Source organism: Glycocaulis sp., from assembly GCF_052168375.1.
In the GTDB taxonomy this organism is placed as follows: Bacteria; Pseudomonadota; Alphaproteobacteria; order Caulobacterales; family Maricaulaceae; genus Glycocaulis.
Window position 1 is genome coordinate 1 of the sequence record NZ_JBQLZR010000201.1, and the last position, 9106, is coordinate 9106.

The 9106-nt window shown below is 63.0% G+C and carries 10 protein-coding genes; 3 read left to right on the plus strand and 7 right to left on the minus strand.

Translation table 11 applies throughout. The features are described from left to right. Positions 1-123: 123 nt before the first annotated feature. The 4 genes from ACTS2Z_RS07855 to ACTS2Z_RS07870 all read right to left on the minus strand — a co-directional run bounded on the left by ACTS2Z_RS07855 (position 124) and on the right by ACTS2Z_RS07870 (position 4137). A complete protein-coding gene (locus ACTS2Z_RS07855) occupies positions 124-1182 on the minus strand; it encodes a ribonucleotide-diphosphate reductase subunit beta (RefSeq protein ID WP_442572660.1) in 1059 nt (352 codons plus the stop codon). A 434-nt stretch (positions 1183-1616) separates the two neighbouring features. Continuing rightward, positions 1617-2828 carry a beta-ketoacyl-ACP synthase I gene (gene fabB / locus ACTS2Z_RS07860; protein WP_442572661.1) on the minus strand — a complete coding sequence of 404 codons (1212 nt, stop codon included), beginning with the start codon at positions 2826-2828 and terminating at the stop codon, positions 1617-1619. Beyond that, the gene (fabA, locus tag ACTS2Z_RS07865; protein ID WP_442572662.1) at positions 2825-3361 is read right to left on the minus strand and encodes a 3-hydroxyacyl-[acyl-carrier-protein] dehydratase FabA; all 537 of its coding nucleotides are present in this window, start codon (positions 3359-3361) and stop codon (positions 2825-2827) included. The genes fabB and fabA overlap by 4 nt, the downstream gene beginning before the upstream one ends. 179 nt (positions 3362-3540) lie before the next feature. Then, complete coding sequence (locus tag ACTS2Z_RS07870) at positions 3541-4137, minus strand: SH3 domain-containing protein (protein ID WP_442572663.1); 597 nt, start codon at positions 4135-4137, stop codon at positions 3541-3543. A 105-nt stretch (positions 4138-4242) separates the two neighbouring features. Between ACTS2Z_RS07870 and ACTS2Z_RS07875 the strand changes: the two genes are divergently transcribed. Both ACTS2Z_RS07875 and ACTS2Z_RS07880 read left to right on the plus strand, forming a co-directional pair. After that, a complete protein-coding gene (locus ACTS2Z_RS07875) occupies positions 4243-5139 on the plus strand; it encodes an MBL fold metallo-hydrolase (protein ID WP_442572664.1) in 897 nt (298 codons plus the stop codon). A gap of 31 nt (positions 5140-5170) precedes the next feature. After that, the gene (locus ACTS2Z_RS07880; RefSeq protein WP_442572665.1) at positions 5171-5335 is read left to right on the plus strand and encodes a hypothetical protein; all 165 of its coding nucleotides are present in this window, start codon (positions 5171-5173) and stop codon (positions 5333-5335) included. On the opposite strand, the gene ACTS2Z_RS07885 is transcribed toward ACTS2Z_RS07880, so the two are convergent. Both ACTS2Z_RS07885 and ACTS2Z_RS07890 read right to left on the minus strand, forming a co-directional pair. Continuing rightward, positions 5332-6807, minus strand: a complete 1476-nt coding sequence (locus tag ACTS2Z_RS07885) for a methyl-accepting chemotaxis protein (protein ID WP_442572666.1) — start codon at positions 6805-6807, stop codon at positions 5332-5334. The genes ACTS2Z_RS07880 and ACTS2Z_RS07885 overlap by 4 nt on opposite strands. A 155-nt stretch (positions 6808-6962) precedes the next feature. Then, on the minus strand, positions 6963-7832 hold the full coding sequence (locus ACTS2Z_RS07890; protein ID WP_442572667.1) for a LysR family transcriptional regulator: 870 nt from the start codon (positions 7830-7832) through the stop codon (positions 6963-6965). A 99-nt stretch (positions 7833-7931) separates the two neighbouring features. On the opposite strand from ACTS2Z_RS07890, the gene ACTS2Z_RS07895 reads away from it, so the two are divergent. After that, positions 7932-8726 carry a sterol desaturase family protein gene (locus ACTS2Z_RS07895; RefSeq protein WP_442572668.1) on the plus strand — a complete coding sequence of 265 codons (795 nt, stop codon included), beginning with the start codon at positions 7932-7934 and terminating at the stop codon, positions 8724-8726. A gap of 4 nt (positions 8727-8730) precedes the next feature. Here ACTS2Z_RS07895 and ACTS2Z_RS07900 read toward each other — a convergent pair. Beyond that, positions 8731-9106: DUF6065 family protein (locus ACTS2Z_RS07900; RefSeq protein ID WP_442572669.1), on the minus strand; the 376-nt coding region annotated here is incomplete at its 5' end.

Below are 9106 nucleotides of genomic sequence, written 5' to 3' on the forward strand. Positions count from 1 at the left end.
CGGGGGAGGACACCACTTTTCAGGCATGGATCACCCGCATACGCGGGTGATGACAAGGAGGCAGGGCTCGAAAAATGGGGGCAGGTTGCCCCGCCCCTTTTCCTATCGCTTTGTATCGAAAGCCTATTCGGCGAGTTCGGCCTGGGTCGGCAACGTGCGCTTTTTCGACACCCACTGGTCGAAGTTCGACCAGACGCCCTCATCGCCGTGCCAGTCACCCTTGGTGGCACCCTTGGAATATTCGGTGGCACGCGCCTCGAAGAAATTGGCGTGCTCGACCCCGTTCAGGATCTCGGTCAGCCACGGAATCGGGTGTTCCTTCACCCCGAACACGGGCGGAAGTTTCAGCTGGTTCAGGCGCCAGTCCGCGATGTAGCGGATGTATTTCTTGATGTCGTCCGGCGTCATGCCCTCGACCTGGCCGGCCTCGAAGGCAAGCTCGATGAACTTGTCCTCAAGGCTCACCACCGTCTTGCAGCAATCGATGATGTCGTCCTTGACCGCTTGCGTATAAGCGCCGGTTTCCTCCGCAAAGGTGTGGAACATCTTCATCATGCCTTCGCAGTGCAGCGACTCGTCGCGCACCGACCAGGACACGATCTGGCCCATCCCCTTCATCTTGTTGAAGCGCGGGAAGTTCATCAGCATGGCAAAGCTGGCAAAGAGCTGCAGGCCTTCGGTGAAGCCGCCGAACACCGCCATCGAGGTGAGGATGTCACGATCCGTCTCGACGCCGAAACGTCCCAGATAGTCGTGCTTGGCCGCCATCTCCTGGTACTCCATGAAGGCGGAGAACTCGGTGTCAGGCATGCCGATGGTTTCCAGAAGCAGCGCGTAGGCCGCGATATGGACCGTCTCCATGTTGGAGAAGGAGGCCAGCATCATGCGCACTTCAACCGGCTTGAAGAGCGGCATGTAGTTTTCCATGTAGTTTGCGCCCACCTCCACGTCGGACTGCGTGAAGAAGCGGAAAATCTGGGTCAGCAGATTGCGCTCGCCATCGGTGAGCTTGGTCGCCCAGTCCTTGCAGTCCTCGCCCAGCGGCACTTCCTCGGGCAGCCAGTGCACCTGCTGCTGACGCTTCCAGTACTCATACGCCCACGGATAGCGGAACGGCTTGTAGGCAAAGCTCGGGGTCAACAGGCCGGGACGGTCGCTGGAAAGGATGTGGCCGGTGCTCATGGCGAATGCTGGTCCTCTTGTCTGGCACGTGTCGGGTTCATGGTCGGGCGGAGAGATGATTCCGGCAAGGCGCCGCTTTGCCGCGCCGGCCCGGTGAATCAGTGCCCTCACCCCTCGAACATCTAGATATTGTGGTTAAGCCATCCCTAACGTCCACCCCTTGTGCAGGCAAGACGTGATTTTGTGATGAGCAAGGCGGTGGAAAACGTGGGGGGGGGGGGTGTTGCTGTTCAGCACATCATCCGCCTGCGCGGGCGCAGGTCAGCCGGGCCATGACAACAATAGACGCGAGTGGAACTACGCGTTTCCCCGACGAAAGTCGGGGCCCAGAAAAAGACTGGGCACCGGCATGCGCCGGTGAAACGCAATTATTGGCCGGTTCAAGGGGTATGGGTCCCGGCTCTGGGGCCGGGACCTAAGACGATGCAGGATGATCAAACCTTCGAGAAGATCACCGTGCCATTGGTGCCGCCAAAGCCGAACGAGTTCGACAGGGCGGTGGTGATGTCGGCCTTCGTGGTTTCGCGCACGATGGGCAGGCCCTCAAACTCGGGATCGAGCGTGTCGATATTGATCGAGGGGGCGATGAAGCCGTCACGCATCATCAGGAGGCAGTAGATCGCCTCCTGCACGCCGGCAGCGCCCAGCGAATGGCCGGTCATGGACTTGGTGGCCGACAGCGCCGGGACATTCTCGCCAAAGAGGGAGCGCAGCGCGCCCATCTCCTTGATGTCTCCGACCGGCGTCGAGGTCGCGTGCGGGTTGATGTAGTCGATTTTGCGCCCGCCGGCCTCGGCAATGGCGTTCTGCATGCAGCGTACCGCGCCCTCGCCGGAGGGCTGAACCATGTCATGGCCGTCAGAGGTCGCGCCATAGCCGACAATCTCGGCATAGATTTTTGCGCCGCGCGCCTTTGCCCGCTCGTATTCCTCGAGCACCAGAATACCCGCACCGCCCGCGATGACGAAGCCGTCGCGATCCTTGTCGAAGGCACGGCTGGCGCGCTCGGGCGTGTCGTTATAGGCCGAGCTCATCGCGCCCATGGCGTCGAAGAGATTGGACAGCGACCAGTGCAATTCCTCGCCGCCACCGGCGAACATCACGTCCTGCTTGCCCCACTGGATCTGTTCGGCCGCCGCGCCGATGCAGTGCAGCGACGTGGTGCAGGCCGAGCTGATCGAATAGTTGATACCCTTTATCTGGAAGGGCGTGGCGAGCGTGGCCGAGCCGGTCGAGGCCATGGCCTTGGGCACCGCGAACGGGCCGATCCGGCGCGGACCCTTGTCCCGCGTGACATCGGCGGCGGTGACAATGGCTTCCGTCGAGGGGCCACCCGTACCAACGATCAGGCCGGTGCGCGGATTGGAGACATCGCTGGGATCAAGGCCTGCATCGGCTATGGCCTGCTCCATGGACATGTAGGCCCAGCCGGCTCCCTCACCCATGAAGCGCATGGCGCGCTTGTCGACATGGTCGGCGGCCTTCACGGGCGGGCGGGCATGCACCTGGCACTTGAAGTTCAGCTCGGCATATTCCGGCGCAGCGATCACGCCGGATTTGCCGGCCTTCAGGGCTGCAGCCACTTTCTCCATGTCTTCCCCGATGGAGGAGACAATGCCGATTCCTGTAACGACAACACGCCTCATGCAGACGCTCCTGGCTGGTTCATGTCCTCGGGCCTGAACAGGCCGACACGCAGGTCGGTGGCGGTGTAGATCACCTTGCCATCCGCCTCGACATGGCCATCGGCAAGCCCGAGCACAAGCTTGCGCATGATGACGCGCTTGAGATCAATCACGTATCGCACATTCTTGACGTCCGGGGTGACCTGGCCGGTGAATTTCACCTCGCCGACGCCCAGCGCGCGGCCCTTGCCGGGTGCACCGGACCAGCCGAGGAAAAAGCCGACGAGCTGCCACATCGCATCAAGGCCGAGGCAACCCGGCATGACCGGGTCACCTTCGAAATGGCAGGCGAAGAACCAGAGATCCGGGTTGATATCGAGCTCTGCGACGACCTGACCCTTGCCGTACTGGCCACCCTCGCCGGAAATGTGGGTGATGCGGTCCACCATCAGCATGGGCGGCAAGGGCAGCTGCGCATTGCCCGGACCGAACAGCTTGCCCTGCCCGCACTCTATGAGACCGTCATAATTGAAGCTGGATGGGTATTGGGACATGCGTTTTCTGCCTGACTTGCCGATGCCGCTCTCTGCGTCCGTGAAAACGGACTGCCGGGCCGGGTGGAGACGGTAGGCGGGCCGGTAATGGCCCCTGCCCTGTTTGAATGTGCGGGCAATCTAGACCGGCGCAGAGGCCCATGTCTCCCCCCGTTGCAGCAGGCAGGCGGGATGACAGGCTAGAGACCTTGCTCCTGCGTGGCGCTGGCAAGCTCACGCGCCTGCGTATCGTCCGCCGAACAGGGCGGGGTGGACGGGGCAGACGGGTCTGCCGTCTCGGCGCGTTCATAGGCGTAGGTGCCCCACACATGGGAGGCCACTACCCAGCCGCGCACACCGTCTGATTCGAGGCGGCACCAGCCGGACCGGCAGCGTTCCAGCCACAGAATCGCGCCCGGCAGTGCCCGCGCGGTCTGCGGCGATTGATCATCGGGGCGGGTATGCAGGGCGGTTTCCTGCTGCACATGGACGGCGCGCCGCCCTGTGAGCGTGCGCCTGTGCATCCAGCTTTCCTCGCCATCGGGATCGCGCACCCGGCGCCAGTCGGCGGTCTCGGCAACGATCTCGACCGGCAGCCCCTGGCGGGCATATTCCCAGCGCACCGGATGGCCGGTAGACGGGCCAATGCGTCCACGCACCTCTGCAAACTTCAGGGTGACAAAGCGCGGAACCGGATGGCCTGAGGGCGTGTCGCAATTCTGGCCCGACGCAGCGCCGGCGCTGGCGAAGGCAGCGAGCAAGCTGGCAGCAAGAAGGACAATGGCAGCGCGTTTCATGGCTGGAGAAACTGGAGCGCTGTGGTGAATTCCGCGTTAAGCTGGACGCAAGGCTGCAGGCGAACCATGTCTGTGCGGCACTGCAACCCGGGAGGAGACCTACCCATGCTGAAGACATTCTCGGCCGGCATCACAGCCAGCCTGATCCTCGCCGCCAGCGCCTTTGCGCAGGCCGGCTTTGAGGTCACCGAACTGGAAGACGGCATTTCCATGCTGGCCAATGCGCGCGCAGGCAATGTCGCGGTGGTCGAGGCGGGCGATAACGTCATCCTGATCGACACCCAGATGCCGCCCTTTCTGGAAGACCTCGAAGCTGCGGTCATGGACGTGACGGGCGGACGGGCACCGACCCTCGTCATCAATACGCACTTTCATGGCGACCATGTGCTGGGCAATGCCCATTTCGCTGCCCTTGGCGCTGGCATTCTCGCGCACGAGAACGTGGCCGAACGTCTTGCCAATCCGGTGCAGAGCCAGCTCACCGGGCGCACCCCGGAAGCGCTTGGTGAGGAATTCCTGCCCGACATCCTCGTCAGCCAGGCAATGATGCTTTCACGCTTCGGCGTGACGGGTGAGGTGCTGCACTATCCCGACGCCCACACCGATGGCGACATCATCGTCTATCTGACTGATGCGAACATCATCCATATGGGCGACCTGCTCTTCTCAGGCCTGTTCCCGTTCATCGATCTTGATGCCGGTGGCACGGTGAATGGCTATATCGCCGCGCTGGACGAAATCATCGGCTTTACCAATGCGGAAACGCGCTTCATTGCCGGTCACGGCCCGCTCTCCACGCGCGACGACCTGATCGCCAGCCGCGACATGCTGATCGAGGGACGCGCCCGCGTTGCCGCTCTGGTCGAGGAAGGCCATGACCTGGAGGCCATTCAGGCCGCAGCGCCGCTTGCCGACTTCCATGAAGCGTGGAACTGGGGTTTCATCACGACCGAACGCATGGTCTGGACCTTCTATCGTGACATCACCGGCCTCACGCAATAAGCGCAAACTGCCACCCTTGAGGGTGATGGTCTTGCCCATAGGGACAGGAGTGCTGCTGGCACTCCTGTTCTCCCTGCTTCTGGAAAGCTGGATTGCAGGCCTCGCGGTCGGCGTGCTGTTTGCGCTCGGGTTTTCCGGCGTGCTCGTGATGACCGCGAACGCCGACCCGAGGAAGCCCCGCCGGCGGCGCCGCTAGCCGATAGCCGCTGCCAGCGTGTTGAGCCGGCTCGCCGACTGGTCGATCTGGACCGTCGAAGCGGCAATATCTTTTACCGCATCGGAGACCTGCGAGACGCCGATGGCGGCCGTCTGCATGTTGCGGCTGATATCCTCGGTGACAGCGCTCTGCTCTTCGACGGCCGCGGCGATGCTCGCGGAAATCTCGTCGACCTGCTCGATCACCCGGCTGATCTCGTCAATCGCGCTGACAGCGCCTTGTGTGGAGGTCTGCACGGCAGTGATCTGGACGGTGATGTCGTCAATCGCCTTCGAGGTCTGGCTGGCGAGGGACTTCACTTCGCTGGCCACGACAGCAAATCCCTTGCCCGCCTCGCCGGCCCGCGCTGCCTCGATCGTGGCGTTGAGGGCGAGAAGATTGGTCTGCTCGGCAATGGCATTGATCAACTCGACCACCTTGCCGATCGCTTGCGCGGAATCGGCAAGGCCCGTCACGGTCTGACGCGTGTTGCGCGCGTTCTCCACGGCGGCGCGCGATACATTCAGAGCCTCGCTCACCCGCCGTCCGATCTCCCCGAACGAGGCGGAAAGCTCCTCCACGCCGGAGGCAATTGCCTGCACGTTCTGCGATGCCTGTATCGAGGCGGCTTCAGCATCGCGGGCCTGACTGGTCGAGCTGGCTGTGCCGGTGGCAACGCTTTTCAGTTCACTGGCGATCTCGGCTTGCGCCCTGCGCCGTTCGGCGCGGGCCTTTGCCGCCGCTGACACGTCCGTCGCGAGTTTTACGATCTTTACCGGCTCACCGCGTAAGTCCCGAACCGGGTTGTAGGAGGCCTGCAGCCAGACCTCGCGCCCGCCCTTGGCCAGACGGCTGTACTCTCCGGCGCAGAACTCGCCGCGCCCCAGAGCTTCCCAGAAGGCGGCGTATTCCGCCGAGGCGGCATATTCAGCTTCACAGAACATGCGGTGATGCTTGCCGATCACCTCGGAGGCCTCATAGCCCATCACGGCGCAGAAATTGCGGTTGGCCGACAGGATATGCCCGGTCAGGTCAAACTCGATCAGTGCCTGCGACTCATTGAAGGCGCTGATCTGGCTTTCGTAATCAAACCGCGCCAGACGCTTCTCGGTAATGTCGGTCGCCAGCTTGACGACGCGCTCTACCTTGCCGTCGCGGCCCAGCACCGGATTGTAGGTCGCCTCGATCCAGATATCGCTGCCATCCTTGCGGATGCGCCGGAACTCTGCCGAGTTGAACCGGCCCGCCTGCAGTTCACTCCAGAAGCGCGCATAATCGGGCGAGGCCGCCTGCTCGGGTGTGACGAACATGCGGTGATGACGCCCGATGACTTCCTCCGGGCGGTAGCCAAGTGCGGCACAGAAATTTGCGTTGGCGCGCAGTATGGTGCCATCGGGTTTGAACTCGATGACGGCGTAGGACTTCTCGAGGGCCTGGAGGATGGAGCGGGAGGCGGAGGGAAGCTCGAACATGGGGAACTCCTGTTTCAATCAAGCTCCTCCCTCCCCGATTAATGATTGGTAAAGCCGATAATTCCGCTTCACTTCCAATAGAGTTTCTATATCGAAGTGACGAAGCCGGAGATTGCATTCGCGCCAGCGGCGAACTCAAGCGTGCTTGAGCCGAATCACAGGGCTTTTCCCAGCGTGTCGAAACAGGCGCATAGCGCCTCGCGTGCAGCGCTTGTTGGCGCATCACTGCGCCAGATCAGGGCCGGGCGGACCACAAGGCCGGATACGGGCACGGGCAGGGCTGCCAGCTGGTGCCCGGCCAAAAGGCGCGTCATGACCGGCTGCGGCGCAATGAGGATATGGTCCGACACGGAGACGGCGCGCGCGAGCACCGCGTAATCATCGCAAACAATGCCGGGGGGACCGGCATTCCAGCCAAGCGGAAACTGCCGCAGGCGGCCGGGCGGCGTCGCGGTGGCAATGGCGAAGTTTTCCAGAGCCTCGCCGGCAAGAGCGGGGTGTCCGGGCCGCACGGCTGCCGCAAGGTGCTGGTCAGGCAGGCGCTGCAGCGTCAGATCCGGCCCCGCCTCCTCGTCGCCGCTATCGGCAACCACCAGATCAAGCTCGCCCTTGCGCAGGCGTTCGATCAGCTCGCCCGCAGCCCCGGAGCGCACCGTCAGGCGGACATTGCGGCCCTGGCTGTAGAACAGGCCGGCTGCATCGGGCAGGAGGCTGTAGGCAATCGCCGGTCCGGTACCGAGCCGGATGGCGCCTTCCTCCCCCGACTTCCAGCGGCGCGCCTCGGCCTCCATGTCGCGGGCCTGCTGCACCAGGGTCCGCGCGCGCGGCAACATGGCCTCGCCCAGCGCCGTGAGCACAAGGCGCCGCCCCGCCCGCTGGAAAAGCGCGCCGCCGAGTGACGCCTCCATCTGGGCGAGTGACTTGGTAGCGGCAGGCTGTGAGACATTGAGCCGTGCGGCCGCTGCCGTCAGCGTGCCGGTATCGGCGCAGGCAACGAATAGGCGAGCGGTGCGCAAGGACAGCATGAAACAAATTATGCCACCTGGTTATGCCTAGATCAATTAATTGTATTGGCGGTTATGGGCGAGCTTGCGGACACTCAGGGCTGGAGGATCCCGACGCCCATGTTCGATACCAAGATCGTCATTCCCGCCATTTTCATCGGTTTTGCGCTACTGGAGATCGTCGTCGGGCGGTTCAGTCCGAAGGGGCGCGCCTCGTCACGAGACGTGGTCATCGAGGCGGTTTCCACCCTTACCATCATCCTTTTGACCGTGCCGGCCATCTTCGCGATTGCGCCGCTGCTGGCGGAATGGGTGCGTCCCGGATCGGAAGGGGCTCTGGCCTTCCTGCCCTGGTGGGCAATGGTCGCCATCCTGCTCATTGGCGATGACATGACGCAATACTGGTGGCACCGGGCGAGCCACACCTTCCCCTGGCTCTACAACCTGCATCGCGCGCACCATTCGGGCGGCTATATGAGCGTGCGCATCGCCTACCGGAACAATCTTTTCTACTATCTCTTCATGCCGGGCATCTGGGTGTCGGCCGTGCTGGTCCATCTGGGTTTCGGGCCGGTCTATATCGTCTATCTGATCGTGAAGATGACGGTGATTTTCGGCGCGCATTCCGCCTGGCGCTGGGACGAGCCGCTCTACCGGATCAAGGCGCTTTCGCCCCTCATGTGGGTGATCGAGCGCACCATCTCCACGCCCGCCACGCACGCTGCCCATCACGGCCTTCACAAGGAGGACGGCGTGACGAACTACAAGGGCAATTACGGCAATCTGCTCTTCTTCTGGGATGTGTTGTTCGGCACCGCGAAGATCACGCGGCGCTATCCCGAAACCTATGGCATTGAAGGCATGGAGCCGGTCACCGCCGCGCGTGAGCTTGCCTGGCCAGTGGTGAGGAAGTGAACCGTCAGCGAACCTTGCCGGGCTTGGGCGGGGAGAGCGTAAATTCCGGCACGCGCACCTTGGTCTTGTGGTCCGCGGGGCCTTTGCGGCCATCCGGCAGAAGGCCCCGGTAATAGCCCTTCTGCCATTTCTCCTCTACCGCAGCCTTGTCGCCGGTCTTGAGACGGCCCGAGAAATCCTCGCGGCTTTCCCGCCAGATATTCATCTGCTCTGCCGTTTTCGGGTCGGCGTGGATGGAGCGCAGTTCCGGCGTGATCCGCTCGAACAGATCCCGGCGCACGGGGAAGAAATGGGCAACCGCTTCGCCGGCCTCGAAACGCACTTCGCCGGGACGGGTAAAGCGCCAGTTCATGGTGAAGGAATAGGGGCTCCAGTCGGTC

Bases quoted from the DNA above. Each gene is read 5' to 3' on its own strand.
- ACTS2Z_RS07890 (WP_442572667.1), bottom strand. From the start codon at position 7,832: ATGCTGTCCTTGCGCACCGCTCGCCTATTCGTTGCCTGCGCCGATACC.
- fabB (WP_442572661.1), bottom strand. From the start codon at position 2,828: ATGAGGCGTGTTGTCGTTACAGGAATCGGCATTGTCTCCTCCATCGGG.
- ACTS2Z_RS07870 (WP_442572663.1), bottom strand. From the start codon at position 4,137: ATGAAACGCGCTGCCATTGTCCTTCTTGCTGCCAGCTTGCTCGCTGCC.
- ACTS2Z_RS07875 (WP_442572664.1), top strand. From the start codon at position 4,243: ATGCTGAAGACATTCTCGGCCGGCATCACAGCCAGCCTGATCCTCGCC.
- ACTS2Z_RS07895 (WP_442572668.1), top strand. From the start codon at position 7,932: ATGTTCGATACCAAGATCGTCATTCCCGCCATTTTCATCGGTTTTGCG.
- fabA (WP_442572662.1), bottom strand. From the start codon at position 3,361: ATGTCCCAATACCCATCCAGCTTCAATTATGACGGTCTCATAGAGTGC.
- ACTS2Z_RS07885 (WP_442572666.1), bottom strand. From the start codon at position 6,807: ATGTTCGAGCTTCCCTCCGCCTCCCGCTCCATCCTCCAGGCCCTCGAG.
- ACTS2Z_RS07855 (WP_442572660.1), bottom strand. From the start codon at position 1,182: ATGAGCACCGGCCACATCCTTTCCAGCGACCGTCCCGGCCTGTTGACC.